Below are 26,020 nucleotides of genomic sequence, written 5' to 3' on the forward strand. Positions count from 1 at the left end.
CCTTCCCCCTCCGTTCAAGAACTGTAGGTCAGTCGAGGCGCCAGTTCCACGCCAACCATGAAAACCGTGGAGGTGGGCAGGCGCCGGGATGCTTCTGTTGTCCCGCGAGCACGGGGGTTCAGGGGGTTAGGGCGCTTGCTCCGCCTGCGGGGTGGACGGGTATTTCGTGTGGAAGTCGCGCAGCGGCTGGAGATTCCCCACCGGCATGGCGACGACGACGCTGGCGATGCGGGAGGTCAGCCAGTGCCCGGGGGCGCGTTGGATCCACAGGGCCTGCTCGGCGGTCATCATTCCGGAGTCCGCATCCAGCAGGTTGAGCCCCCTTGCCCTCACCCCACGTGCGGTCGCGGTAGGACAGGCGAGGTCCGCGAGGTCCTGGTCGAGCGCGGCGTAGGCGGCCTGGAAGGGATGCTTCGCGAAGGGCTCCAGCATGCTGGCGAAGAAGGCCGCCTCCGTCAGGGCGAGGCAGCGGCTGGTCGCGGTCGCGCAGTGGCGCGCCTTGCGGGCCACGTCCGGGGGCGAGGCCAGCGAGGAGAAGACCAGCCCCGTCACCGCCAGCGCGGACAGGCGGTCCGTCTGCTCGGCGGACATGGGCGTCCAGTCCGCGGGCGGGGAGGCCAGGGAGTCATGGGCCATGCGCTCGAACTCGAGCAGGTTGGCGGCGATGACGCCGCCCAGGGCCGTCTCCGTGCTCAGGCTCAACCACGCGAGGTGGCGCACCTCCTGGGCGGCCTCCACCGGGTGGCCCGTCACCAGGCCGTTCCGCAGCCGGAGCTTCGCCCAGCGGGTGAGGAGGATGTAGTCGGGCATGTCGCCGGCGGCCCAGTTGATGCGCGGCCCCTTCCCCAGCGGACTGTCCTGGAGCAGGTCCCAGCGGTCATAGGCCAGCAGTCGCGCCATCCACCCGTAATCCAGCCCGGACACGTCGATGTTCGCGGTGAGCCACTTGCCCTGCTTCAAATCCACGGCGTCCTCCCGCAGGGCTTCGGGCAGGGCGAGCGGCGAGCCGGGAGGCACGTCCTTGTGCCCGGGCGGCCAGGGCAGCCACGCGTTGAGCAGGGGGCCCGCGTTGCCTTCCGTGCGCGCTTCGTGGAACCAGGGGTCCGCCCCCAGTGCCGCCTCCTGCGCGCAGTAGTCATCCACGTTCGCGGTGAGCTCCGCCCGCTGCTGTTCCAACGCGGGCTCGTACTTGCCGCGGAACCAGGAGTCCGCCGCTACGAAGGCCAGCCCCGCCAGCCCGAGGAACACCGCGAAACACACCCCGGCGATGCGCAGCGCGCGGAACCGGGGAGCCCTGCCTGAGGACGTCATTCCCGGAAGTCTAGGGGCCTTCCCCAGGAGCACCCAGCAAGTCGCCCGCCGCGAAGCGCCACCCCTTCAGGGCAGCCGGCCAAGCAACCCCCTCCCCTGCTGTCTTCCATCCTCGCAGGCGACCCGGAATGAGCGGCCGTCCCTGGGCGGTGCGGCGGTCGGGCGACCTAGCTTTCAATTGACCCCACGGAAGAGAGAGTCGTGTCCCACGCGAACGCCACGCCCCTCATTCTCATCATCGACGACGAGCCGGAGCTGGAAGTGCTGGCCCGCTACCTCGAACTCGAAGGCTATTCCGTCCTGACGGCCACCAACGGCGAGGAGGGGTTGGTAGCGCTGGCCTCCTGTCGCAAGCCGTGCATCGTCCTGCTGGACCTGATGATGCCGGTGATGGACGGCTACGGCTTCCTGCGACGGGTGCACGATGATGCGACCCTCTGCGGACTGCCCGTCTTCGTGCTCACCGCCAGCTTCACCACGGAGCTGATGGCGGGCGCGGTGGGCCTGCTGCAGAAGCCCCTGCACATGGAGGTACTGCTGGAAGCTGTAGCACCGTATTGTCCGCTTCCGAACGAAGACGAGAATTCCAAGCCAAACTAGGACACTGGCGCTGCTCGGCCTCCTCCCGTTGCTCCCCGCGTGTCTCACACCTGCTGAGTTGGGGGATGAGACAGAGGGGATGGATCTCGCCACGGCCAATCAGCCCCTGGTGGCGCACGTGTATTCACGGCCCCCGGTGCCCACGGCCTGGTACGAGCCACCGGCCGCCAACGCCATCTTCGTGGCGCCGGGTGGCAACGACTCCACCGGCACGGGCACGGAGGCGCAGCCGTACCAGACGTTGGGCCGGGCGCTCCAGGTCGTCAACGCGAAGCCCGCGGACGCGACGACGTGGACGGTGGTGCTCAAGGCGGGCACCTACCGCGAGGGCGAGCTCACGGTGAGCCGGGCCCGCGTCACGGTGCAGCGCTACAAGAGCGACGTCGTGTCGCTGCGGGGCAGCGTGGAGGTGACGGGGTTCAGCGGCAGCGGGCCCTACACTGAAGACGCTCACCGGGTTTGATCCCACGCCGGTGGAGGCGGACTGCGCGGACACGGTGCTCCTGGGACAGGCCGTGCGCGATTACGGTTCGGAGACGCCGTTCGCCGTCACGCGCGCGGGCATTCCGCTGAGACGGGTGGCGCCGGGCGCGCCGCTCTCCAGCGGGCAGTACCTCTACGACGCCGCGACGAATGTGCTGACCCTGGCGTCCACCACCGCCGCGACGGGGCTGTCGCCGGTGTACCGGCTCTACAGCCCGACGGTGCTGGAGCATTTCTGGACCATTGACGCGGCGGAGAAGCAGAGCGCGCAGTCCAGCTATGGCTACACGCAGGACGAGGGCATCGGGTTCCACGCGGCCACCGCGTCCGGTCCCTGCCTGGTGCCGGTGTACCGGCTGGTGCGCGCGGCCGCGTCCCGACACACCTTCACGACCTCGCAGACGGAGCGGGCGTCGCTCGTGGCCAGCGGCTGGACGGACGAGGGCATCAAGCTCTACGCGGGAGCGCCGCAATAGGGCCCCCCCGGACAGGGCCCGTGCCAGGATGCGTCATCAAGAAGCGTCCTTGAGAGGACACGGATCATGACGGGGCGCGGCGCGGTGGGTTGGACATTGGTGCGGGTGGTGTTCGGGCTGACGCTGGCCTTCGGACATGGCCTGGGCAAGGTGACGGGGGACATCTCCGGCTTCGCTGAAGGGGTGGCGAAGATTGGCTTCCCCGCACCGATGTTCTTCGCCTGGTGCGCGGCGCTCGCGGAGTTCCTGGGCGGCATCGCCGTGGCGCTGGGGTTGTTGACCCGGCCCGCGGCGCTGTTCGCCGGGTTCACCATGCTGGTGGCCCTCTTCCGGCACCGCGCGGATCCGTTCGGGAAGATGGAGATGTCCATCCTCTTCCTGACGGTGATGGTCGCGGCGCTCCTCATCGGCGGCGGTCCGTTCAGCCTGGACGCGCTGCTGCGCCGCAAGAAGGCTTGAGTCAGGCCACCCCCACGGGAGGGAGCAGGCATCCAGGCAGGCCGTTCCTGAATCGCTACGTATCCTTGTAGATGGCGCCTCATGAGGACGGATGCATGACAAACAAGAACCTGAAACCGCAACCCGAGCGCAAGCACACGGATGATGGCCTGCGCGTGGAGCGGGAGAAGTCTGATCGCGAATACGCCAGGAGGCAGACCGCGCTCGAGGAGGGTTCGGATGCCGCCATCGATAAAGCCCGGGGCCAGGCGGATGAGGCCCTGCGCGCGGCCCGGGACAGCGCGGATGCACGCCTGGCGCGGCATGAGGCGCCCGCGGCGAACGCCACTGTCCTCCAGGAGCGGAAGGACGAGGACGCGACCTTACGGGGAGAGCGTGCGACCGCGGATGCCGAGCTGAGAGATGAACGCGAGGAGCGGATGCGCGCCTTGTCCGCGCTCCTCCACCTGGAGCGAATCGAAACCGACACGCGGCTGCTGGGCGAGCGGGCTCACGCCGACACGGGGTTGGCGACGCGCGATGAGTTCCTGGGCATGGTCAGCCACGACCTGCGCACGCTCCTCGGGGGCATCGCCTTGCAGTCGACCCTGCTCAAGCGGCATGCCTCCGACGACGAGGCAGGCCAGAGGACGGCCCAGGCCGCTGAGAAGATCCAGCGCTTCACCGCGAGGATGAACCGGCTGATTGGGGACCTGGTGGATGTGGCCAGCATCGAAGCGGGCAGGCTCCGGATCACCCCGGAGTTGCAAGACGCGACCCCGCTCTTGAGGGAATCCGTCGACGCGTTCCAGGCCCAGGCCTCCGCGCAGGACCTCATGCTCGACGTGGAGATTCGCGGGGACACGCTGATGGCGAAGTTCGACCCGGAGCGCATCCTCCAGGTGCTCGCCAACCTGCTGTCCAATGCCCTCAAGTTCACCGCGGCAGGCGGCAGGATTTCGCTTCAGGTGGAGCCGGTGGGCCAGTACATCCGCTTCTCGGTGAAGGACACCGGCGCCGGAATCCCGAGCCACCAACTGGAGCAGGTATTCGAGCGGTTCTGGCAGGCCCGCGGCGAAGACCGGAGGGGATCGGGGCTCGGGCTCTACATCTCCCGAGGCATCGTGGAAGCGCACGGTGGACGGATCTGGGCCGAAAGTCAGCCCGGCCACGGCAGCACCTTCGCGTTCACGCTTCCAGGGGCTTCTGCCTCAACGCACTAGAGACACCTGTCTCAGGCCGCCACGCGCTCCACGCACTCCGGCCCGTCGTTGGCGGGCGAGTTCACCACGCGCGCCACTTCATAGGCCTCCAGGGCCGCGTCCTGCGCGGGGACGAGGAGCGGCAGCAGGTCCGCGGCCTCCTGCGGCTCCGGGCGCAGCCACACGGCCTGGGCCTCCTGCGACAGGATGACGGGCATCCGGTCATGGATGGGTGCCATCAGCGCGTTGGGGCCGGTGGTGATGATGGTGCACGTGCGCAGCACCTCGCCCGTGTCCGGCGCCGTCCACTCCTCCCAGAGGCCCGCCAGCGCCAGCGGCTTTCCGTCGCGGCGGTGGAAGAGGTACGGCGTCTTGGGCTTCGTGGTCTGCTTCCATTCGTACCAGCCGTCCACCACCACCAGGCACCGGCGTCGCTTCAGCGCCGAGCGGAAGCTGGGCTTCTCCGCCACCGTCTCACCGCGCGCGTTGATGAGCTTGTTCCCGATGGACGCGTCCTTCGCCCACGAGGGGATGAGCCCCCAGCGGAACACGTCCAACAGCCGCGAGCCGTCGTTCGGCACCACGGGCAGCAACTGCGTGGGACACAGGTTGAAACGCTCGCGCTCCAGCGTCGCGCGCGCGCCCGCGAGCTCCAGCTCGGCGACGAGCTGGGCGGGAGAGGTCCGGACGGTGACTCGGCCACACATGGCGCCAAGCGTAGCGCCCGGAGGACGGGCTCGCACGTTCCCGGCGACTGCCCGGGGGGCGACCGGCGGAGCAGCCCCGACTACGTAGGCAGCTTGATGCCGGACAGGCGCTGGAAGAGCTCCACCGCGCGGCTGTCCGACAGGCCGGAGATGTAGTCCGTCACGCACAGCAGCCGCTGGTACGGGGTGAGGCGCAGGATGGCCTCGTCGCGCTTCGGTGGCTGCTCCTCGTCCGCGGCCGCGAACTCCGGACGCTGGAAGCACTCCATCGGCATCAACTGCCGCAGCTTCTTCTCCTCGCGGTTGGGCGCGTCCGTCACCACCGCCGTGGCGAACATGTCCAGCAGGCCGCCCAGCGTCTTGAAGCCCGCGCTCTCAATCTGGAGCACGCGCTCGCTGCGGTAGCCGAACTCGCTGGTGAAGTCGGTGATGGCGTCCAGCGCCGACTCCACGTCGGGACGCAGGGACGTGAGTGACGTCTCCGCCGTCCCCTCCTCCAGCGCGTGCACCTGATCCATGAAGGCCCCGACACACTGCGGGATGAGCTTGCCGATGGCCACCGCGCGCGCCTGCGCCATGCGCGTCTCCAGGTGGCGGGGCGGCTTGCGGCGTCCGGGCTCCGGCAGCACCGCCTCCAGCAATTCACAGGCGCGCAGCATGGGGACCAGTCCCAGCTTCGCGGAGTCCTCCAGGTCGATGACCGCGTAGCAGATGTCGTCCGCCGCCTCGACGAGGAAGGCCAGCGGGTGGCGGGAGAAGACGCCCGTCTCACGCTCTTGCAAGCCCGTGGCGCGGTAGGCCTCCAGCGCCAGAGCGACGTCGTCCTGGAAGTAACCGAACTTCTTCTCCGACACGCGGCCCTTCACCTTCGGGCGCGAGCCCGGCAGCACCGACGGGCGCGGGTACTTGCTCATCGCGCCCAGCGTGGCGGCCGTGTAGCGCAGCCCGCCCCGACGCTCGCGCGACTGGAGCCGGTTGAGGATGCGGAAGCCCTGCGCGTTGCCTTCGAAGTCGCGCAGGTCCTTCCATTCCGCTTCCGTCGCGAAGGGGCTCTTCTTGCCTTCACCGGGCGGAGACAGCCGCTGCTCCACCCAGTGCTGGATGGCATCCTCCCCCGAGTGACCGAAGGGCGGATTGCCGATGTCGTGCGCCAGGCACGCCGCCGCCACGATGGTGCCCAGGTCCGAGGGCGCCAGCTTCACCCCCTGGGCCAGCAGCTTCAGTCCGGCCTGATGCCCCAGCGAGCGCCCGACACACGACGCCTCGATGCTGTGCGTGAGGCGCGTGCGCGTGTAGTCGCTCGTCGACAGCGGAAACACCTGCGTCTTGTCATGCAGGCAGCGGAACTCGCTGGAGAAGACGATGCGGTCGTAGTCCCGGTTGTAGTCGGTGCGCTCGTCCAACTGCGGATCCGCCGCGCGCTCCTCGCGAGGCGTGGCGCGAGGCTCCGACCCCACGCGGGTGTCCGACAGGAACCGCCGCCAACGTTCTGTCCGGTCCTGACTGTCGCTGCGGCTGCTCACGAAGGGGCCTCACGGTGCGGGAAAGCGCCGCCATCGTGCTCCCCCACACCGTCCGCGCAAGTTCCCGCGCCGGGCGCCCGCACCTCCTTCATCCCATCCACAAACCGACGCGTGCCGGCCCCCGGGTCCGGTCAGGGTTGGCGTGAGTTCCCACGCCCCCCACCGTCCATGCAGCCGCGATGCCGTGCGGGGACGACGCCCGCACGGCCTGACATGAGGGGGAACCGACATGGGGTGTGGTGACAGGTGGAGGGGGAAGCTCGGGCTGGGGGGATTCGTCGCCCTGCTGGCGGCCGTGACGCCCCAGGTGGCGAAGGCGGATGCGGAGACGGATCCGGAAGAGCGCCCCGGCGTCCGGCTGCTCGACAGCCATCACGCAAAGCACCACGCCCGGCACCATGAAAAGAAGGAAGAGGGCACGGGCGGTTCGGGCGACGACGCGTCCTGGCCCAAGATTGGCGGGCACTGGGGGCTCGCGGTGCCGCTGGTGAGCTTCACCGACGAAGGCACCACGGGCATCTTCGCGGACTTCTTCCAGATAGGCATCGCGCCGGGCATCACGGTGAAGCTCAACGAGAAGTGGGCCGTGGACTTCGAGTTCATCGCCTTCAGCCGCTGGCAGTACTCCGACAACGGGACGCCCGCGCGCGCCAGCACCAGCATCGTGGTGGACCCGGGCGTCGTCTACGACTTCGGCAGCTTCTCCGGAGGGCTGCGCACCGCCGTGCAGGTGGGCGAAGGCGTGCCGTTCAACCTGGGCCTCGTGCCCATCATCAACAAGGGCTTCCCCATCACCGAACGCCTGAAGTGGTTCGTGGAGCTGGACCTGCCCTTCTTCATCACCGGCACGCCGGGCGACAGCGGCTTCAGCTTCACGCCGCTCATCCAGACGGGCATCGCCTTCTGACACAGGCCAGGGCCGGAACGCGCGCGCGCGTCTTCCGGCCCCCGGCCCGTACGAAGCGCTACTGGAACACCCGCCACGGCGAGGTCGGGGCCGACGTTGACGGCCGCACCGAGATCGGCGCCTCCCAGGTGATGTGGTACTCGGTGTCCAGCAGGCCCAGCTTGCGGCCCTGGATGCGCGGGTTGCGGGCGCCCACCATGGAGAGCACCTCGCGCAGCACGCCCTCATGGTAGGGCGCCGGCATGAAGTCGCGCCGCATGACGAACAGCGCCTCTGACTCCCCCTTCCACTCCACGGAGCGGTCCCCGTAGCTCACCGCCATCTGGTAGCCGGAGGGCAGGTTGGCCACGAGCTTGCGCGTGTCGCCCGCGGCCAGCAGCAGGAAGGTGCGCCCCACCGCGGACTCCAGGAAGCTGCGCGTGGCCTGCATTCCCATCTGCCGCAGCGCTTCGTCCGCCCCACCCCACCGGGGCGCCAGCACGCGCGACGCCACCTGCGCCATCTTCAAGAAGCTGGACACCGGGTAGTTGAAGAAGCCCACGAACCGGCGCTCCTCCGTCGCGGCACGGCAGGTCACCACCGCGTCGTCACCCATGCCGCTGCGCACCGTCTCCAACACCCCCAGGAAGAACATACCGCGCGCGGTGTCCTGCTCCGTGGCCGCCATGCGTCGGACCGCCCAGTCCGCATCCACCTGACCGGTCTCCCTCGACGGCTTCGCCTGTGCCTGCATGCCACCTCCCTGACCACGTACGTGGAGCTGCGCGCCACACTGAATGAAGGCAACGTCCCGGGTGCGTCCCGCGGGTGCGACTACGGATGCACCGGCACCGCGACATCCGGCACGCGCGCGTCGGGAAACAGGACGGTGAAGCGGGAGCCGTGACCGAAGTCGCTCTCAGCCTGGATGCGGGCGCCATGCCCCTGCACCAGGCTCTTCACGATGGCGAGCCCCAGGCCGGTGCCACGCAGCTTCGTGGTGAACATGGGCTCGAAGATGCGCTCCAGCAGCGGCGCGGGGATGCCCGGCCCGTCGTCCGTCACGCGCAGGCTCCAGCCGCCGTCCACTGACTGGTCGGCATGGACACACACCTCACCCGTGCGCTCCGGAGCAATGGCCTCCACCGCGTTCTGGATGAGGTTGACCAGCACCTGCCGGAACTGTTCGCGATCCAGGTGGGGCACCGGCAGTCCGTCCGGCACCTGGTTGTTCACGCGCACGCCCTCGCGCACCGGCACCACGCTGATGGCTTCTTCCACCAGCGGCTTGAGCGGGCATGGCATGAAGCTGGGAGGCCGCCCCTTCGCGTAGTCCAGCAGGTCGGAGATGATGACCGTGCACGCCTGGAGCTCCCGGTCGATGATGTCCAGGAAGCGCGGGATGCGAGGGTCGGTGGTGCCCGCGTCCGTCTTCAGCATGCGGCGCAGGACGAACGCGTGCGCGGTGCGCGCGGCGGCCAGGGGGTTGCGCAATTCGTGGCTGACGCTGGCGGTGAGCTGCCCCAGCGACGCAAGCCGCTCCAGCCGGCCCGCGTGGTCGCGAAAGGCGAGCACCTCCCGCACGGCCGCGTCCAACTGGCCCGCGCGCAACGCCAGCTCCCGCTCGCTCGCCTGTTCCGCGTGGGCCTGGCGTTCGGCCTTCTCACGAAGCTCGCGCACCGCGTCCCGGCAGGCGACGAGGAGCACCGCGTCGATGATGGCCACCCAGAAGGCGTGCTCCAGGAAGCGCCACCACTCCGGATTGAGCTGCCCATAGATGGACTCCGGCCACAGCGCGCCCCGCAAACAGTGGTCCACGACGATGGCGCCGCTCGCGGTGAGCAACACCTTCGGGTCCCGGTAGAAGGACAGCACCGCCAGCGAACCGAAGATGTGGAAGTGCGTTTCGATGCGCCCCCCCGTCAGATGGATGAGCAGCGCGGACCACAGCATCTGGCTCAGCGCCACCGCGTGACGCGTCAGCGCTTCGCCCGGCCGCAGGCGCGTGAGCAGCACCGGAAACAGGCTCAAGGCCCCACCCAGCAGCACCGCGGTCTGCACGTGCAGGTGCACCCCGCGCACCCGGCCCTCCCAGCCGTAGGGCGAGAAGAACACCGACACCAGGATGGCGCTCGCCCACTGCCCCAACATCAGCCAGGTGAACAGCGCGTCCACCCGCCCGCGAGAGTCACGCAACTGCCGCGCCAGCAGGGCCTCCGCCCGCCCTTCCAGACATTGAGAGACATACGCCGGAACATGAGGGAAGGAGGCGGACATGTGCAAAGACATCTCTTCACCCGACCATGATGGTGGCGGAAGCGATTAATCCTGTAAAATATGAACTACGCGCAAACCAATGAATCAACCATGCTGCTTCAGGGCACATTGATTGGTCGCGTATGAACACTGCCGTCCCCCTCTGCCCGGCGGTGTGGGGTGGTCCTGACGCAAGGCCGCGCCAGTCCCCCGCATTCGCCCCGACGGTACTTCTACGCTGCTTTCAGCATGAAAAGCGCATCTGGGACCCCAGTCCAGGTCTGTCGAAGACATCTGTCAATGAGAGACGTCTGGACGAGCAGGAGCGCACACGTCGCCCGGGCGCGCACCTCTCCCTGCAAGCCCTGGAGGGCAATGCCTGACAGCCCTTCAGGGCAATGCGGAGAGGGTCCGGGGCGAAGGCAGCTCGAGCGTGGCGTCGGTGTCGCCCCGGGGCAGCTCCCGGGCGGCGGGAATGAAGGTCATGGCGCGCTCGGCCAGGGCGGTGATGGTGAGCGAGGGATTGACGCCCGGGTTGGCGGAGATGGCCGCGCCGTCCACCACATACAGCCCGTCATAACCATACAAGCGGTGTCGTGAATCAATGGCACCGGTGGCGGGCGAGTCGCCCATGCACGCACCGCCCAGGATGTGCGCGGTGGTGGGAATGCCCAGGATGGTTTCGCTGACCATGGTCATGGGGTAGCCGTCCAGCTTGTCGGAGACGCGCTTCGCGAGGTCGAAGGCCTCCGGCATGTTGACCGTGGGCGCGGGACCTTCCTGCAGGCCGGTGGTGAGGCCGGTGCGGAAGCCGGTGCCCGGGGCGCGTCCGCGCCGCATGCGCAGGTGGCCCTCCATGGTGCGCATGTAGAGGAGGATCATCGTGCGGCGCGCGAAGTCCGGGACGAACATCGCCTGGAGGAAGCGCACCGGGCGCCGGGCGATGATGCCCACGAGGCGGGCCAGGCGGGTCACCAGGGTGGCGCCGGGGACGTGGGGTGCCATCAGCAGGCGGAAGAAGCCGGAGCCCGCGGGGTAGCGCACCGGCTCCAGGTGCGAGTGCGCGTCGGTGTGGAGGATGGACCCGATGGCGATGCCCTTGGACAGGTCCTGGTCCTTCTTCCCGCTGACGATGCCGATGAGGGCCTCGGAGTTGGTGCGCACCCCGTCGCCCACGCGCGGGGACAGCTTGGGCAGTCCGTCCGGCCGCTCCTTGAGCTTGAGGAGCAGGTCCAGGGTGCCCAGCACCCCGCCGGCGAAGATGACGTGCTTCGCGGTGAAGCGGCGCGTCTTCTTGAAGAAGCCCGTGCCCTCCTTCGCGGTGACTTCGTAGCCGTCACCGTCGGGCAGGGGGCGCACCCAGGTGACCTCCGTGTCGGCGTGGAGCGTGAGGCCGCGCTTCTCCGCCAGGTAGAGGTAGTTCTTGTCGAGCGTGTTCTTGGCGTTGTTGCGGCAGCCCAGCATGCAGCCGCCGCACGCGTTGCAGCCGGTGCGCTCCGGGCCCTCGCCGTTGAAGTAGGGGTCCTTCACGGTGACGCCGGGCTCGCCGAAGTAGACGGCCACGGTGGTGGGCTGGAAGTCGGGGCGGCCCAGGTCCTCGCCCACGGCCTTGAGCACCTGATCCGGGAAGGTGGTGAGCGGGTTGACGGTGGCGCCCAGCATGCGGCGGGCCGTCACGTAGTGCGGCGCGAGCTCTTCCTTCCACGGCGCCAGGTGACCCCAGGAGCTGGCCTCGAAGAAGTCTTCCTTCGGCACGGGCAGCGTGTTGGCGTAGACGAGCGAGCCGCCGCCCACGCCGACGCCGGACAGCACGGTGACATGGCGGAAGAAGGTCATCTTGAACAGGCCGCGCCACCCGAGCTGGGGCATCCACAGCCAGCGCTTCAGGTTCCAGTTCGACTTGGGGAAGTCCTGGCCCTGGAGGCGGCGGCCCTTCTCCAGCATGACGACGCGGTAGCCCTTCTCGACGAGCCGCAACGCGCTGACGCTGCCGCCAAACCCCGAGCCGATGATGAGCCAGTCGCAGTCCATGACGTCCTCCACCCGGGGCGGTGCCGCTCCCCCAGGAGGTCCGCACTCTATGCCAACGGCGCGGGCGGTCCGCTGGGACGTGACGCACGGCCCCGGAGGGATGGGGACGAGGGCCTAGCGCTTCGTGGCCTGCTTCCTCGCCCGGCGCGCGGCGGGGGTGTTGGCGACGAACTGCCGGCCGGCGCGGGAGCCCGTGCGCTTGCGGCGTTCGGTGGCCTTCTTCTGGGCCGGGCTCAGGTGGGCCCAGGCCTCCTTCGGAAGGTAGCGCGAGGTGGTGCGACCGTGACGGGCGCGGGTGCCACCGTCCTGGGTCTGCCACGCTTCCCGCGTCCAGGAGGACAGGTGGCGCTGCGCCGTCGCGCGAGCCCCCGAGTAGCCGCCACCAGCCTTCTTGTACTCACTGGCGAGCAGCTGCGCCTTGCGGGCGCTCCACTGGCCGGGCCGTCCGCCCTTGTCGCTTTTCATGATGCGCTTCTTGAGGCGCTCGCGAAGCGCGGGGTCGCTGTAGCGCCCCTTCGCGGACGCGGGGCTCTTCTTCACGGTGCGCTTCGCGGGGGCCGCGGCCGTGTGCTTGCGACGGGTGCTCCGGGTGGGGGCGGCGTGGGCCTTGCGACGGGTGGGCATGGAGGCTCCTGCGTTTGGAGCAAAGGTACGGATGCCTGCCGTGGAGCGCGGGACCGGGCCCTACCGCCTGCCCTCCTGTCAGGCGCTATCCGGGCTCCGTCCCCGGCGCGCGGGGGCGGAACAACGAACACGCGCGCACCGGCTGGGGAGCGTACTTCTGGGGCAGCAGCGGACAGAGGATGAAGGTGGAGGTCCGCGTCTGGACATACTTCGGGGGCGCTGCGCAGCGGTGGCAGAGGCTGTCCGGAAAGGGCAGGGGCTCGGGGGGCGTCATGGAGTGGCCAGCATCGCACGGAGGTGGAGAAAATCGGGGTGTGGGTTTCGGAGTGCTTCCTAGATTGCAAGGCATGCACGTCGATGAAGCCCGCGTCGAACCCTACCGGCTGCGCCTGTCCGGACGTCATGCCGTCCTGGAGGTGTCGAGTCCCCTGCCCGGCGTGCTGCGGGTGCGGCATGCGCCCGTGTCGTCGGAGGTCGGATTCCTCCATCCCGAGCTGCCCGACAAGCGGTCCTGGGCGGTGGTGACGCAAGAGAAGCCCCAGCTCCTGGAGATCCGGAGCGACGCGGAGCGCATGCATGTGAAGACAGGCGGCGTGTCGCTGGAGATCTCCGTGGAGTCTGGGACGTGGAGCTTCCGGGATGCGTCCGGGCGGGAGCTGGCGCGCAGCGTGAGTGTGTCCGGTGAGGTGCAGGCCGAATATCCGATGAGCCGCCATCGCTCCCGGCTGAAGCTCCGGGCGCCGCCGGACGAGCGTTACCTGGGCTTCGGCGAGAAGGTGGGGCCGCTGGACAAGCGGGGGATGCACTTCACGTTCTGGAACACGGACGTGATGCCGCACCACCCGGACACGGATCCGCTCTACCAGTCCATTCCCTTCTTCGTGGGCCTGCGCGAGGGCGTGGCGTGGGGGTTCTACCTGGACGAGTCATGGCGCTCGGAGGTGGACGTGGCGCTGACGGACGCGTCGCGGGTGGCGTGGGAGTCGTGGGGGCCGGAGCTGGACTGCTACCTGTTCAACGGGCCGGGGATCGCGGACGTGGTGCGAGGCTATGCGGCGCTGACGGGCTGCCCTCCCCTGCCCCCGCTGTGGAGCCTGGGCGCGCAGCAGAGCCGCTGGGGCTACGAGAACGCGAACGACATCCGGGGCGTCATCCAGGGTTACCGGCAACGGGGTCTGCCTTTGGACGTCGTGTATCTCGATATCGATTACATGGATGGGTACAAGGTCTGGACCTGGGACGGGGCGCGCTATCCGGATCCCGCCGGGCTGGTGCGGGAGGCGGCGGCAGAAGGCGTGCGGCTGGTTCCCATCGTGGATCCGGCGTTGAAGCAGGAAGCGGGCTGGGCGCCGTACGAGGAGGCGCGGGCGCTCGATTATCTGGTGCGCTACGACCGGGGCGGCGTGCTGGTGGGCGAGGTGTGGCCCCGGCCCGCGGTGTTCCCGGACATGACGCGGCCGGAGGTGCAGCGCTGGTGGGGCGGGCTGCACCGCGACTTCGTGGAGTTGGGCATCGCGGGGTTCTGGAACGACATGAACGAACCGTCGTGCTTCGCGGTGCAACCGGACCTGGGAATCCTCACGGTGACGAGCCAGCGAGCGGAGGGCGTTGGCAAGGTGGAGGGCCCGACGCTGCCGTATGACGCGAGGCACGGGGACAAGCGGCACATCGAGGTGCACAACGTCTACGCGCTGGGCATGGCGAAGGGAGCGTACGAAGCGCTGCGCGAACTGCGCCCGGAGGCAAGGCCGTTCCTGCTGACGCGCGCGGGAAGCGCGGGCATCCAGCGTTATGCGGCGGTGTGGACGGGGGACAACTCCAGCCACTGGACGCAATTGGAGACCTCCATCCCGATGCTGGTGGGAATGGGTCTGGCGGCGGTGGCCTTCACGGGGACGGACATCCCGGGCTTCGTGGGTCGGGCGAACGGTGAGCTGCTGGTGCGCTGGATGCAGACCGGCACGTTCTATCCGCTGATGCGCAACCACGCGGGCAAGGGAACGCCACCGCAGGAGCCCTGGCGGTACGGGGAGCCGTACCTGACGCTGGCCCGCGCGACGCTGGAGCGGCGATACAGGCTGCTGCCCACGCTGTACACGCTGATGCACGAAGCATCAAAGACAGGGATTGCGCCCTTGAGGCCGCTGTTGATGGAAGCGCCCGGGGACGCGGAGGCGGCGGGGGCGTTCGATCAATTCCTGTTCGGACAGGACCTGATGGTGGCGCCGGTGGTGAGACCGGGACAGACGAAGCGGCTGGCGTGGCTCCCGGCGGGGGCGTGGCTGGAGTGGCCGGGCCTGGAGCGCGTGGGACGGGTACGGGAGGGAGGACAGTACGTCATCGCGGACGGGCCGATGGACACGGTGCCGGTGTGGCTGCGGGCCGGTGGAGCGGTGGCGCTGACTCAGCCGGCGATGCACACCACGGACGCGAACTGGAAGCACCTGGAGTGGCATGTGCACGCGGCGCCGGAGGTGCGCGGGCGGCTCTACGAGGACGCGGGGGATGGGTATGGGGCGTCGCGGCTCACGGTGCTGGGTGGCGGGGTGGTGGACGGAGTGCTGCGATTGGAGCGGAGCGAGACGGGGACGCTGGCACGGGCACGGTCGGAGGAGACGGTGCAGGTGTATGGATTGGGTTCGGTGCGGCAGGTGACGGGGGCGCAGGCACACCGATTCGAGGAGGGCGTGCTGGAGCTTCGGGTGGCGGCGGACTGGACACGGCTGGTGGTCGAGCCGTAGTGCAGCGTCAGGTCACAGGCACTTCCTTGAACACGACCCCTTCCAGCCCGAGGCGGTTGACGGCCTCGACGAATCGCTCGGTGGCGATGATGAGGGTCGTGAAGTCCGCCAACCGGAACAGGATTTGTCCTACTGGCAGCGTGCTTCCATCCAGGATTGGAATATCGGGGAGGATGTCTCCCTGACGACCGCATCGTTCACACGGGCGCTCGCGTCCACCCAGGAAACAACTGTCGTGAAGGCGGCCAAAAGGATGAAGCTCGACTTCAAGCAACTCAGGAGGGGTTCTCTCCCTGAAGTGCAGGTCCATCTTGCTCGTACTGAGTTCGATGCCCGCTTCTTCGCGAAGCCGCTCCAGCGCCTGACGCTGAATCACAAGCAACCAGGCGTACGGCAGATGCAACGCCCCCCACCGTCCCGTAGCCTTTGCTCTGAGTAGCCCGAACTCTGAATCAGGAAGAAGAAGAGCGCCTGGGGGCGTATGTGGTCGCAGCAGGTCTCGCAACCGCTCATACTCTTCGAGCGGTACCTGCCTCGCCTCCGCAAGTTCATGACGAAGTGACCATCCGGAGAGGTCAACGGACGGGTATGCCTCACCGAGCCCCCCGGGACTGGCTTCACATACGGGACACAGCCCCCCAGGAAGCCCCCATTGATGCACACCATTGAGGAAGCCGGTGAAGCGTGAACCCTCTTCGGGGAGAAGCTGGAAGAACTTCACGTATTCCTCCTGAGGCTCATCGAAACCTGTAGTAGGGAACAATGGGCCCCATGATGTTGAACTCAACGATCATTCGGCCCAGTTGTTCCTGAATCTGCTTCGGGGTCGCGTTCCGGTGGGTGTTGGCAAAGTCGCGCCACGCTTGATTCCAGGGGCCTCCTCGTCCTGCCGCAGCATGCAATCTCACGTGTTCAGCTCGCGGAATCACCATCGTGAATGCATGAACATCAATGTTTGCTCGTCGTTTGAAGTATTCAGCGAGGCGGTCCTCTTGGGGGTAGAGATGGTGGCGGACCCATCCAGAGCCTGAAGGTCTCCTCCCATCTGATGGAGCTGGGGGCGTGGGATGATCATACCAACGGATGACGAAGATGGCTTCGCGGTCACCCGGTAGAGGCTGAGCAGCCCCCCGATACCGGCGAGGTCCAAAGCCCGGTGCCGAGGCCGCTGCTGGAGGCCGGACCCCGCCTCCCCGCGCCAGCAGCGTCCCGGTGTCCTCGCAGTGGTAGAGCCCGCACAAGTCGTCGGCGCAGACGAGCGCCACGCACTTGTCGTCCTCTCCGCAATCATCCTCCCCTACCGACGCCGCCTCATCCCAGTGATCAAGGGCAAGACGCGTTGACGCGCACCCCATCAGGGCCGTCGTCAGAAGCAGGAGCAGCGCGAGGGGGCGTCTCATCACGCCCCTTTCATATCAGCGCACAACCCTCGCGTCAGAACGTGCCCGAAAGGAACGGCAACACCGGTGCGTAGCCACCCGGCTCAATCGGGCCCAGGTGCTCAAGCACGGATTCGTAACGCGCATCCCCCGGTTTGATGATGAACAGGGCATGACCCACGATCCCACCCGGAGCCGAAGCCCCCATCCTCAACTCCAGCACTCCATCCAGCCGCAGGTGTGCCGACCCCACGGGACTTGCGGGCTCGGGTTCGGGCACCTCCGGCATGCCAGGAGGACGGGGAGGAACCTTCGAGGAATTGCTCATGATCACGACTCCGCAGGAAACAGGCCCTTCACTTCCCAGTACACCGCGCTCCCGCTCTTGAACGTCGGCTCCTGGAGGGACGACAGGACTTCTTCCAGTCGATCCGTCTTGAAGGTCAGCACGACGTTTTCGGACTCCACCAGTTGAAATTCCGAAATGAAGTTCTTCATCACGATCTGGACGTTCACCGCCTGCGAAAGCTTGTTCTCCAACACCGACCGGTTGAAACCCGTGGCGGCCCGCCTGTGATCAAACTCAACCTGGACGTAGTGCATGTCTTTCATCCTCGAATCCCGAACCCTTGAGAACCCGCCATGCGCAATCCAAGACATTCACACCTCACCACAGCGGCGCCATGTTCTCCACGTACTTGAACCCCGTGCCCGTGTTGAACACGACCACGGACTCCTCCGGCGTCACGTCCCCGGCGGCGTGCAGCTTCTTGAGCGCCGCCACGCACGCGCCGCCCTCGGGCGCCACGAACAGGCCTTCCGCGGAGGCGATGTCCTTCGTGCCCTGCACAATCTCCTCCTCCGTCACCGACACCGCCGTCCCGTGGCTGTCCTTCACCGCGCGAAGGATGAGGAAGTCGCCCAGCGCCTTGGGCACCCGCAGGCCGTGCGCGTGCGTCGTCGCCCCCAGCCACATCGGCGCATCAGGCTTGCCTTCCGCGTGCGCCTTCACGATGGGCGCGCACCCCTGCGCCTGCACCGCCACCATCCGGGGCCGCTTCGAACCGATGAGCCCCATCGCCTCCAGCTCCTCGAAGGCCTTCCACATCCCGATGAGCCCCGTCCCCCCGCCCGTCGGGTACAGGATGACGTCCGGCAGCATCCACCCGAGCTGCTCCGCCAGCTCGTAGCCCATCGTCTTCTTGCCCTCGACCCGGTAGGGCTCCTTCAGCGTCGCGCACTCGTACCAGCCGTGCTCCTTCGCCAGCCCCGCGCACACCCGCCCCGCGTCGGAGATGAGCCCCTCCACCGTCTCAACATGCGCGCCGTAGGCCCGCGTCTCCATCAGGAACAACGACGCGATGTCCTTCGGCACGAAGACGTGCGCCTCCATCCCGCCCCGGGCCGCGTACGCCGCCAGCGCGCTGCCCGCGTTCCCCGCTGAAGGCAGACACACCGCCTGCGCCCCCAACACCTTCGCCATCGACACCGCCGCGGACAGGCCTCGCGCCTTGAAGGAGCCGGTGGGATTGCCGCTCTCGTCCTTCACGAGCACGCGCTTCAATCCCAGCCATCCCGCGAGCCGGGGCGCTTGCAGCAGCGGCGTGAAGCCCTCCCCCAGGCTCAGCCGGTGCGCCGGGTCTTCCACCGGCAGCACCTCGTGGTAGCGCCACATCGAACGCTCGCGCCCGGCCAGCGCTTCGGGCCTCAGCGTGCGGGCCGCGCGCTCCAGGTCGTAGCGCGCGAACAGCGGCGCCTGACACGCCGTGCACAGGTTCCACACCAAGCCCGGCGCATACGTCCGGTCACACTTCGTGCAATCCAATCGGAGGACGGACATGGCCCCCGACTCTACTCAGTCCTTCAACTCCAGCCATACCGGCGCGTGGTCCGACGGCTGCTGCCCCTTGCGCTCCTCGCGGTCCACGTCGCACGCCGTCAAACGGGGCACCAGCGGCGCCGTGAGGTACAGGTGGTCGATGCGCACGCCCTTGTTCTTCGGGAACGCCAGCATCCGGTAATCCCACCAGGAGAACTTCTGCTCCGTCGGGTACAGGTGCCGGAACGCATCCGTCAGCCCGAACGCGCGCACCTGCTGCAACACGTCACGCTCGCGCAACGTGAACAGCGTCTGCCCTTCCCACTGCGCCGGGTCGTACACGTCGATGGGGTCCGGGGCGATGTTCCAGTCCCCGCCCAGCACCAGCGGTTCGTCCGGCTTGTGGCGCGTCTCCAGGTAGCGCTTGAGCCGGTGGAACCACTCCAGCTTGTACACATACGCGTCCGAGTCCACCTGCTGCCCGTTGGGCGCGTACGCGCTCACCACCCGCACGCCCCCCACCGTCGCCGCGATGAAGCGCGCGTGCGTGTCATCCACCCCGTCCGACAGGCCGCGCACCACGTCCGTGGGCTCCTGCTTCGCCAGGATGGCCACGCCGTTGTACGTCTTCTGCCCGTGCACGGCGGCGAAGTAGCCCGCCTCCTTCACCGCATCGAAGGGGAAATCCGTATCGGTGCACTTGAGTTCCTGAAGGCAGAGCGCGTCTGGCTGGTGCTTCTTCAACCAGTCAACCAGCCGCTGCTGCCGGGCCCTCACCGAGTTCACGTTCCAGGTCGCGATTCGCATCGCCGCCGACCGTCGCACGCGGCCCACGCCCCCTGCCACGCTTTTCCCCCGCCCCCGTGGCCCCAGGGACACACCCTCCTCCGTCCCCAGAGGGAAGAACCGTTGGCACACCGGTCGCAATAGAGCGTGTCGGGCCGCCACAGCGCGGCCCCGGTGCACCACTCCAGGCGCCCCGCCGCAGGCCAGAGCAGCCCCGAGGGGATTGCCATGAACCCGAAGACGCGCACCCGGACCCGCCACCCCGCTTCCTCCTCCCGGCGCTTCACCGTTCCGCCCGCGCTTCGCAAGGTGCTCGTGCCCGCCGCCCTCGCCGCCCTGGGCCTCGCCGCGTGGGAGGACGTCCCCCTGCCCCGCCTGCTCAAGCCCTGGCTCGCCCACGCCGTGGAGGCCCGCGCGCCCCAGGCCCCCTCCCTGCCGACGGCGCCGCTCGCCGAGGAGCCCTCGCTCGCCACCGCGCCGCGCCTCATCGACCCGCACGAAGAGGCCGCCCCGGCGGAGGCTCTGCCCCCGGGTGACGCGCTCGCCCTGCCGCACGTGCACGCCCGCCGGGTGGACCACGTGGCCCGCGCCCAGGGCCTTCGCGAGCTGGGTGACCTGTCCGGCGCCGTGACGGAGCTGCGCCGCGCGCTGCATGACGACCCGGGCGCAACCGACGCCCTGGCGCAGCTCGCGCGCACGGCGCGGCTCTCCGGGGACACGGCGATGGCCCTGGACGCCTACGCCCGGCTGGCCCAGGCGGAACCCACCGACGCGGGGGCCCTGGTGCAGCAGGCACGGCTCATGGTGGCGCAGGGGCGCTTCGCCGACGCGGTCCCCGTGGGTGAGGAGGCCCTCCTTCGCAATCCCGAGGACGCGGAGGTGTACCAGGTGCTCGGCCGCGCCCACCTGGGCGCCAATGAGCTTGGCTCCGCCATCCTGCGCTTCCAGCAGGCGGTGCACCTGGATCCGGAGCACGGCCATGCTCTCAACAACCTGGGGTTCGCCTACCTGCGCGCCAGCGACAACGCCCGCGCCGTGGAGGTCCTCACCCAGGCCGCGACCCTCCTGCCCCACGTGGCCTACGTGCAGAACAACCTGGGCGTCGCCTGCGAGCGCCTGGGACGCCTGGAGGAGGCCCGCGCCGCGTACGCCGCCGCCACCCGGCTGTCGCCCCGCTACGTGCAGGCCCGGGTCAACGCCGAGCGCGTGGCCCGGGCCGACCCTGGCCTGGCCCTGCCCCAGGCCCCTCCGCCCGCCGCTCCGTAGGGCGGGCGGCCAGGAAGCCGACCTGGGACGCCCTCTTCGACCCGGGGGCGGTCCGCGTGGGTTCACCCCGCCCGCCCCCCGGTCTAACGTGCACCCTTCTTCCCTCTTCCGAGCGTCATGACTCCGGCCCGACCGATGCCCCTTCCTCCAGAGCCCCTCCCGCCGGCCCCGACCGGGGCACCGCCGCCCCCAAGGCGCGGCTTCGGCGCCACGCTGTGGCGCTGGGCGAAGCGGCTGATGGTGCTGGGCGTCGTGGGGCTCGTGCTGCTCGTCGCCCTGGGCGTGGCCACGTACGCCTACTACAGCCGCGACCTGCCCTCGGTGGAGTCGCTGCGCGTCTACCTGCCGCCACAGGTGACGAAGGTGACGTGCGCGGACGGCACCCTGTGCGCGGAGTTCGCGCTGGAGCGCCGCACGCTCATCCGCATCGAGGACCTGCCCGTCCACGTGCGCAACGCCTTCCTCGCCGCCGAGGACGCGGACTTCTACAAGCACGAGGGCCTGGACCCCTTCGGCATCCTGCGCGCGGGCGTGAAGAACCTCATCCCCGGCAGCCGCAAGTCCGGCGCTTCCACGCTCACGCAGCAGGTCGTGAAGAACATGCTGCTCACGCCCGAGCGCAGCCTGGGCCGCAAGATCCGCGAGTGGATCCTCACCCCGCGCCTGGAGCAGGCCCTCACCAAGGATCAGATCCTCAACCTCTACATCAACGGCGTGTACTTCGGTCAGCGCCGCTACGGGCTGGAGGAGGCCGCGCTCTTCTACTTCGGCAAGCACGCGAAGGACCTGTCCGTGGGCGAGGCCGCCGTGCTCGCGGGCACCGTGCAGCAGCCCCACCGCATCAACCCGGTGACGAACATCACCCGCGCCAAGCAGCGCCAGCGCTACGTGCTGGAGCAGATGGCCGGCCAGGGCTTCGTGGCGCGCGCGGTGGTGGACGCGGAGAAGGAGAAGCCCATCGTGCTCGCGCCGCGCAAGGCGCCCACGGCGGGCGCCTACTACGCGGAGGAGATCCGCCGCACGCTCGTGGAGCGCTACGGCGAGAAGAAGGTGATGGAGGGCGGCCTGCGCGTGGACATCGCGCTCGTGCCCCGGCTCCAGTCCGTCGCGGAGAAGGCCGTGCGCGAGGGCCTGGAGGCAGTGGACCGGCGCCAGGGCTACCGGGGTGCTCCGGGCAAGCTGGACGCGGACGCGTGGGCCCGCTACCGCGCGCTCATCACCCAGCGCATCGAGGAGGCCGGCCGTCGGCAGAAGGACCAGGGCTATGTCGCGGACCTGGCGCCGCTCGTCCAGGCCCCCGCCGCCCCGCCCACGCCGCAGGTGAAACCGACCGTGCCGGAGGTCGACGGCGCGGAGGAGCAGGCGCCCCCGGAGCTGGCCGCCGAGGTCGAGGAGGAAGAAGCGCCCCAGTCCCCCGAGCGCGAGCGCGCCGGGCGCGTCTTGCTCAAGCCGATGGAGGAGGGCCTGCGCCTCACGGGCTACGTCACGGAGGTGGACCCCAAGCGCGACGTGGCCCGCGTGGACCTGGTGGGCCGCACCGCGGAGGTGTCCTTCGCGTCCGTCGGGTGGGCGCGGCAGAAGGGCAAGAAGGCGCCCAAGGGCATCGCGGACGTGTTCACGCCCGGGGAGCTGGTGTTCGTGCGCGTGCTCAAGGCACCGCCCGCGCCGGCCTTCGTGGAGGCCACGTTGGATCAGGTGCCGCTGGTGCAGGGTGGGCTCGTGGTCATCAACCCGGCCAACCGCAACGTGGTGGCGATGGTGGGCGGCTACGACGCGGAGCGCTCGTCGTTCAACCGCGCCACGCAGGCCAGGCGCCAGCCGGGCTCGTCCTTCAAGCCCTTCATCTACGCCGCCGCGCTGGCTTCTGGCCGCTTCACGCCGCTGTCCACGGTGAACGACGCGCCGGAGACCATTCGCGACCCGTACACGGGCAAGGCCTGGAAGCCGAAGAACTTCGACGGCCAGTTCGAAGGCCCCATGTCGATGCGCACGGCGCTCACCAAGTCGAAGAACACGGTGTCCGTGCGGCTCATCGAGGCCATCACCCCGGCGACCGCCATCGACTTCGCGCGGCGGGCGGGCATCCGCTCCGCGCTGCCGGAGAACCTCACGCTGGCGCTGGGCACTGGCGAGGTGACGATGCTGGAGGCCGTCAACGCGTATGCCACGCTCCAGGCCAACGGCCGCTACGCGGAGCCCCTGCAACTGCTGCGCGTGCGCGACGCGAACGGCACCATTTTGGAGGAGCACCAGCCCGCCTTCGAGGAAACGCTGCCCCCGGCGGTGGCGTACCTGGCGACGTCGCTCATGCGCAGCGTGGTGGAGGAGGGCACGGCGCGGGCGGTGCGTGAATTGAACCGGCCAGCCGCGGGCAAGACGGGCACCACCAACGAGTCCAAGGACACGTGGTTCTCCGGCTACACGATGGACTGGGTGGCCAGCGCGTGGGTGGGCTTCGATGACAACTCGCCCCTGGGCAGCAGCGAGACGGGTGGCCGGGCCGCGCTGCCCATCTGGCTCAACTTCATGCGCGTGGCGGAGGAGGGCCTGCCCGCGCGCGACTTCGAGGTGCCTCCGGGCGTCACGCAGGTGCGCATCGACCCGGCGACGGGGCTGCTCGCGGGCAGCTCGGTTCCGGGCCGCCTGGAGCCCTTCCTGGAGGGCACCCAGCCCACCGCCGAGGCCCCGCCGCCCGGACAGGTGACGCCGGACAACTTCTTCATCGAGGAAGGTGGCAAGAAGGGCCTGTGAGTCGCTTCCTCCTGTCCCTGTTCCTGGCACTCGCCTCCGCCTTGCCCTCCGGGGCCTTCGCGGCGGAAGGCGATCCCCCCGCCACGGCCCGACTTGCCGTGGCCGTGGCGGAGGCGATCCGCGCCGCGCCCGCCGAAGCGCCCGTCGCGGTGTCCCTGTCCGGAAGCTCCGCGGAATTGCGCCGCGCCTTCGGGACGCTTTTGGCCTCCCGGCTCGCGGCCCAGCAGCTGGGGCCCGTGGTGCTGGAGGTGCCCCCCGAGCGCGCCGAGGCCACCGCCCGCGAACAGGGTGCCCGCTCGCTGGTGCGGCTCACGCTGGACGTGGAGGGCGGCGAACTGGTGGCACGGGGCGACGTGCTGGGCACGTGGGTGAACTTCTGGTCCGGCCGCACGCCCACGCGTCCGCCGAAGCCCGCCGCCGCCGTGGCCGAGGGCGTGGAGGCGGATGCCGCGGTGCTGGCCCTGGCCTCGGTGGGGATGCCTTCCAACAACGGGACGCCGGGCCCCGGGCCGCAGCAGAAGCGTCCGGTGCGACTGCTGGGCGCGGTGTTCGCTCGGCTGGAGACGCCGCTGGCCGCGCTGGCCACGGGCGACCTGGACGGCGACGGTCGCGACGAGGTGGCCGCGCTCACCGCGCGCGAGGTGTTCGTTTTCGCCGCGGATGGACGGCTGCTGGCGCGGCGGGAGCTGGAAGGCGCGCCCGCGACGGCGACGACGCGGGAGCCTTTCGGAGCGCTGGCGGTGCTGACGGGGCCTCCGCGCCTGGCCGCGTGGAGCACCCGGTACGCGAAGGGCGAGCTGCTCACGCTGGACAAGGCGAAGGGGACGCTGCGCGCCGCAGGAGCGCTGGACGCGGCGCCGCTGGGGACCCTGGAGCGAGGGACGTTCGTGCCCGGGCAGACGGTGTTCGCCCCGGAGGTCCGGCTCGCGGATGGGCGCGCCATCACGGTGCCCGCGCCGTTCGGGGCCGCGAGCTTCGCGTCCCCGCGCATGCTGTTCGTCCACGCGGACGGCACGGCGTCGCTCTATGCGAGGCCCGCGTCCGCGCCCTCGCGGCTGTCGGGACTGGGGGTGGGCAGCGCGCTGGGAGACCTGGATGGGGATGGAGCCCCGGAGCTGATCACCACCTCGCCGCTGCTCCAGCCCTCACCGGATGCACTGCGCGTGTTGTCGCTGACACCCGATGCGCCCATGGCGCATGAGCCGCTGTGGCAGGGGGCCCTTCCACCGGGCCGCGCGCTGTTCGTGGTGACGGCGGACCTGGATGGCGACAAGCGCCGGGAGGTCGTCGTGGGGTCGTGGAAGCCGGACGGCACGAGCGAGCTGTTCCTCCTGCGCCAGGGTGCACCGTGATGATCCGCTCCGCCCTCGCGGGCCTCGTCCTCCTCGCCTCCGCCCCGACGCTCGCGGCCAGCCGTCCCCGCTACGGAGGGGAGCTGCGCGCGGCCCACGCGGGACCTCCCGAGATTGGAGAGCCCGCCCTCGCCGACACGCCGATGGAGGCCGCGCTCCTGGGTCTGCTGACGCGCCCCGTGTGCCGCGTGGACTCCGACGGACGCCTCCAACCGACGCTGGCGCGAGAGCTGACGCGCCCGGTGCCCCAGGCCCTCCGGGTCGCGCTGCCTTCCTCCGCCAGTGCCACCGCCGTCGCCCGGGCATGGACGCGGCTGTCGTCGCCCGACGCGCCGTCTCCGTACCGCGCGCTCTTGTACCCGCTGCGGGGCGAGGGTCGGCAGGTGACGTCCTCGGGCGCCACGCTGGAGCTGGCGCTGGCCTTCCCGTGGCCGGACCTGGAGCGCTCGCTCTGCCATCCCGCGCTCGCACCGCCGCCGTCACCGGCGTCAGGGCCCTTCAGCGCCTCGGGCCGGGGCGTGCTGGAGGCGCAGCCCGCGTGGCCGGAAGGTCGGCCGTACCTGGACCGCCTGGCGCTCACCGCCACGGACGAACGGGGCCTGACGCGGCTGTGGTCCGCGCGGCAGGTGCAGGTGGAGCTGGGCACGCCCCCGGACAACGACACCCTCACGGGCGCGGCCCTGTACGCGACGTACCTGGCGTATTCGCCCCGGAAGGTGCCCACGGACTTCCGGCAGGCCTTCGAGAGCGCCATCGACCGCGACGACCTCACGCGTCTGTTCGTGAAGGGGCCCGCGGTGCCCATGCCGAACCTGTTGCCCCCCGCGCTGTTGCCCCAGGCGCCCCGGACGAGGCCCGCTGCGCCCCCCATGGGCACGACGCGCAAGGTGACGCTCGCCTATGACGCGGCGCTGGCGGATCAACGCGCGGTGGCCGAGCGCATCCAGGTGAAACTGCACGAGCAGGGCTACACCGTCGCGCTGGAGCCCCAGTCACGCTCGGCCCTCCGGGGGCGTCAGGCCCGGGGCGACTTCGAATTGATGCTGAGCGCCCTGTTGCTTCCGCCCATCCCGGGCCCCGCGCTGGCGGTGGTGCTGGAGGCAGGCGGACGGCGCGATCTGCTCGGCGTGGAGCTGCCGCCCATCGGCGCGCTCGCGGATGCAGGCGCCCGGGATGCACGCGGTCGCGAGCGAGCGCTGGCGTTGGCGCCCTCGGTGCCACTCATCCCGCTGTACGCCCAGGGGCTGGGACTGCGCGCGGCCCCCGAGGTGTCGAACCTGGTGCTGGATGCGCAGGGCCTGCCCGTGCTGGAGGGCGCGTGGTTGTCGCCCGTGGAAGCCTCCGGTGGCGGGGGCCGCCAGTGAGCCGCGCCACGGCGAAGGAAGCCAC

25 protein-coding genes are annotated in these 26,020 nt (G+C 69.7%); 11 read left to right on the forward strand and 14 right to left on the reverse strand.

Annotated features, from left to right (window positions below):
• Window positions 1-126 precede the first annotated feature (126 nt).
• Window positions 127-1,311 (reverse strand): hypothetical protein, encoded by a 1,185-nt coding sequence (locus tag OV208_RS32100; RefSeq protein WP_267577734.1) that lies wholly within the window; start codon window positions 1,309-1,311, stop codon window positions 127-129.
• 201 nt (window positions 1,312-1,512) lie between these two features.
• Between OV208_RS32100 and OV208_RS32105 the strand changes: the two genes are divergently transcribed.
• The 5 genes from OV208_RS32105 to OV208_RS32125 all read left to right on the forward strand — a co-directional run bounded on the left by OV208_RS32105 (window position 1,513) and on the right by OV208_RS32125 (window position 4,531).
• Window positions 1,513-1,911: a response regulator gene (locus OV208_RS32105; protein ID WP_267577735.1), complete on the forward strand. Its 399-nt coding sequence runs from the start codon at window positions 1,513-1,515 to the stop codon at window positions 1,909-1,911.
• A 79-nt stretch (window positions 1,912-1,990) separates the two neighbouring features.
• Window positions 1,991-2,374 carry a DUF1565 domain-containing protein gene (locus tag OV208_RS32110; RefSeq protein WP_267577736.1) on the forward strand — a complete coding sequence of 128 codons (384 nt, stop codon included), beginning with the start codon at window positions 1,991-1,993 and terminating at the stop codon, window positions 2,372-2,374.
• Between the two features lie 10 nt (window positions 2,375-2,384).
• On the forward strand, window positions 2,385-2,870 hold the full coding sequence (locus OV208_RS32115) for a hypothetical protein (RefSeq protein WP_267577737.1): 486 nt from the start codon (window positions 2,385-2,387) through the stop codon (window positions 2,868-2,870).
• A gap of 66 nt (window positions 2,871-2,936) precedes the next feature.
• Window positions 2,937-3,329 carry a DoxX family protein gene (locus OV208_RS32120; RefSeq protein WP_267577738.1) on the forward strand — a complete coding sequence of 131 codons (393 nt, stop codon included), beginning with the start codon at window positions 2,937-2,939 and terminating at the stop codon, window positions 3,327-3,329.
• A gap of 95 nt (window positions 3,330-3,424) precedes the next feature.
• On the forward strand, window positions 3,425-4,531 hold the full coding sequence (locus OV208_RS32125) for a sensor histidine kinase (RefSeq protein WP_267577739.1): 1,107 nt from the start codon (window positions 3,425-3,427) through the stop codon (window positions 4,529-4,531).
• Between the two features lie 11 nt (window positions 4,532-4,542).
• Here the strand turns inward: OV208_RS32125 and OV208_RS32130 are convergent, their stop codons facing one another.
• Window positions 4,543-5,217 (reverse strand): SOS response-associated peptidase, encoded by a 675-nt coding sequence (locus OV208_RS32130; protein WP_267577740.1) that lies wholly within the window; start codon window positions 5,215-5,217, stop codon window positions 4,543-4,545.
• A gap of 80 nt (window positions 5,218-5,297) precedes the next feature.
• On the reverse strand, window positions 5,298-6,740 hold the full coding sequence (gene dgt / locus OV208_RS32135) for a dGTP triphosphohydrolase (RefSeq protein WP_267577741.1): 1,443 nt from the start codon (window positions 6,738-6,740) through the stop codon (window positions 5,298-5,300).
• 229 nt (window positions 6,741-6,969) lie between these two features.
• On the opposite strand from dgt, the gene OV208_RS32140 reads away from it, so the two are divergent.
• Entirely contained in the window at window positions 6,970-7,647 is a 678-nt protein-coding gene (locus OV208_RS32140; RefSeq protein ID WP_267577742.1) for a hypothetical protein, read from the forward strand.
• 58 nt (window positions 7,648-7,705) lie between these two features.
• Here the strand turns inward: OV208_RS32140 and OV208_RS32145 are convergent, their stop codons facing one another.
• The 5 genes from OV208_RS32145 to OV208_RS32165 form a co-directional block, all read right to left on the reverse strand.
• The gene (locus tag OV208_RS32145; RefSeq protein ID WP_267577743.1) at window positions 7,706-8,380 is read right to left on the reverse strand and encodes a DUF2378 family protein; all 675 of its coding nucleotides are present in this window, start codon (window positions 8,378-8,380) and stop codon (window positions 7,706-7,708) included.
• Window positions 8,381-8,460: 80 nt separating this feature from the next.
• Complete coding sequence (locus OV208_RS32150) at window positions 8,461-9,903, reverse strand: sensor histidine kinase (protein ID WP_267577744.1); 1,443 nt, start codon at window positions 9,901-9,903, stop codon at window positions 8,461-8,463.
• Window positions 9,904-10,272: 369 nt separating this feature from the next.
• Window positions 10,273-11,913 (reverse strand): GMC oxidoreductase, encoded by a 1,641-nt coding sequence (locus tag OV208_RS32155; protein ID WP_267577745.1) that lies wholly within the window; start codon window positions 11,911-11,913, stop codon window positions 10,273-10,275.
• A 114-nt stretch (window positions 11,914-12,027) separates the two neighbouring features.
• On the reverse strand, window positions 12,028-12,537 hold the full coding sequence (locus tag OV208_RS32160) for a hypothetical protein (protein ID WP_267577746.1): 510 nt from the start codon (window positions 12,535-12,537) through the stop codon (window positions 12,028-12,030).
• 85 nt (window positions 12,538-12,622) lie between these two features.
• On the reverse strand, window positions 12,623-12,811 hold the full coding sequence (locus OV208_RS32165; protein WP_267577747.1) for a hypothetical protein: 189 nt from the start codon (window positions 12,809-12,811) through the stop codon (window positions 12,623-12,625).
• Between the two features lie 73 nt (window positions 12,812-12,884).
• On the opposite strand from OV208_RS32165, the gene OV208_RS32170 reads away from it, so the two are divergent.
• A complete protein-coding gene (locus OV208_RS32170; RefSeq protein WP_267577748.1) occupies window positions 12,885-15,278 on the forward strand; it encodes a TIM-barrel domain-containing protein in 2,394 nt (797 codons plus the stop codon).
• Window positions 15,279-15,285: 7 nt separating this feature from the next.
• On the opposite strand, the gene OV208_RS32175 is transcribed toward OV208_RS32170, so the two are convergent.
• From OV208_RS32175 to xth, 6 genes are all read right to left on the reverse strand, one after another.
• Window positions 15,286-15,999 (reverse strand): double-CXXCG motif protein, encoded by a 714-nt coding sequence (locus OV208_RS32175; RefSeq protein ID WP_267577749.1) that lies wholly within the window; start codon window positions 15,997-15,999, stop codon window positions 15,286-15,288.
• Between the two features lie 16 nt (window positions 16,000-16,015).
• Window positions 16,016-16,678, reverse strand: a complete 663-nt coding sequence (locus OV208_RS41430) for a TIGR02269 family lipoprotein (RefSeq protein WP_420715065.1) — start codon at window positions 16,676-16,678, stop codon at window positions 16,016-16,018.
• Between the two features lie 34 nt (window positions 16,679-16,712).
• Complete coding sequence (locus tag OV208_RS32180; protein ID WP_267577750.1) at window positions 16,713-16,985, reverse strand: hypothetical protein; 273 nt, start codon at window positions 16,983-16,985, stop codon at window positions 16,713-16,715.
• A 2-nt stretch (window positions 16,986-16,987) separates the two neighbouring features.
• Window positions 16,988-17,260, reverse strand: a complete 273-nt coding sequence (locus OV208_RS32185; RefSeq protein WP_267577751.1) for a hypothetical protein — start codon at window positions 17,258-17,260, stop codon at window positions 16,988-16,990.
• Window positions 17,261-17,324: 64 nt separating this feature from the next.
• Complete coding sequence (locus OV208_RS32190) at window positions 17,325-18,497, reverse strand: threonine synthase (protein ID WP_267577752.1); 1,173 nt, start codon at window positions 18,495-18,497, stop codon at window positions 17,325-17,327.
• A gap of 15 nt (window positions 18,498-18,512) precedes the next feature.
• Complete coding sequence (gene xth, locus OV208_RS32195) at window positions 18,513-19,283, reverse strand: exodeoxyribonuclease III (protein ID WP_267577753.1); 771 nt, start codon at window positions 19,281-19,283, stop codon at window positions 18,513-18,515.
• A gap of 207 nt (window positions 19,284-19,490) precedes the next feature.
• On the opposite strand from xth, the gene OV208_RS32200 reads away from it, so the two are divergent.
• The 4 genes from OV208_RS32200 (at window position 19,491) to OV208_RS32215 (ending at window position 25,995) form a co-directional block, all read left to right on the forward strand.
• Window positions 19,491-20,528, forward strand: coding sequence for a tetratricopeptide repeat protein (locus tag OV208_RS32200; protein WP_267577754.1), 1,038 nt, complete (start codon window positions 19,491-19,493; stop codon window positions 20,526-20,528).
• A gap of 135 nt (window positions 20,529-20,663) precedes the next feature.
• The gene (locus tag OV208_RS32205; protein ID WP_267577755.1) at window positions 20,664-23,279 is read left to right on the forward strand and encodes a penicillin-binding protein 1A; all 2,616 of its coding nucleotides are present in this window, start codon (window positions 20,664-20,666) and stop codon (window positions 23,277-23,279) included.
• Window positions 23,276-24,631 (forward strand): VCBS repeat-containing protein, encoded by a 1,356-nt coding sequence (locus OV208_RS32210; protein ID WP_267577756.1) that lies wholly within the window; start codon window positions 23,276-23,278, stop codon window positions 24,629-24,631. The genes OV208_RS32205 and OV208_RS32210 overlap by 4 nt, the downstream gene beginning before the upstream one ends.
• Complete coding sequence (locus OV208_RS32215) at window positions 24,631-25,995, forward strand: ABC transporter substrate-binding protein (RefSeq protein ID WP_267577757.1); 1,365 nt, start codon at window positions 24,631-24,633, stop codon at window positions 25,993-25,995. The genes OV208_RS32210 and OV208_RS32215 overlap by 1 nt, the downstream gene beginning before the upstream one ends.
• Window positions 25,996-26,020 lie beyond the last annotated feature (25 nt).

This window comes from Corallococcus sp. bb12-1, assembly GCF_026626765.1.
Taxonomy (GTDB): domain Bacteria; phylum Myxococcota; class Myxococcia; order Myxococcales; family Myxococcaceae; genus Corallococcus; species Corallococcus terminator.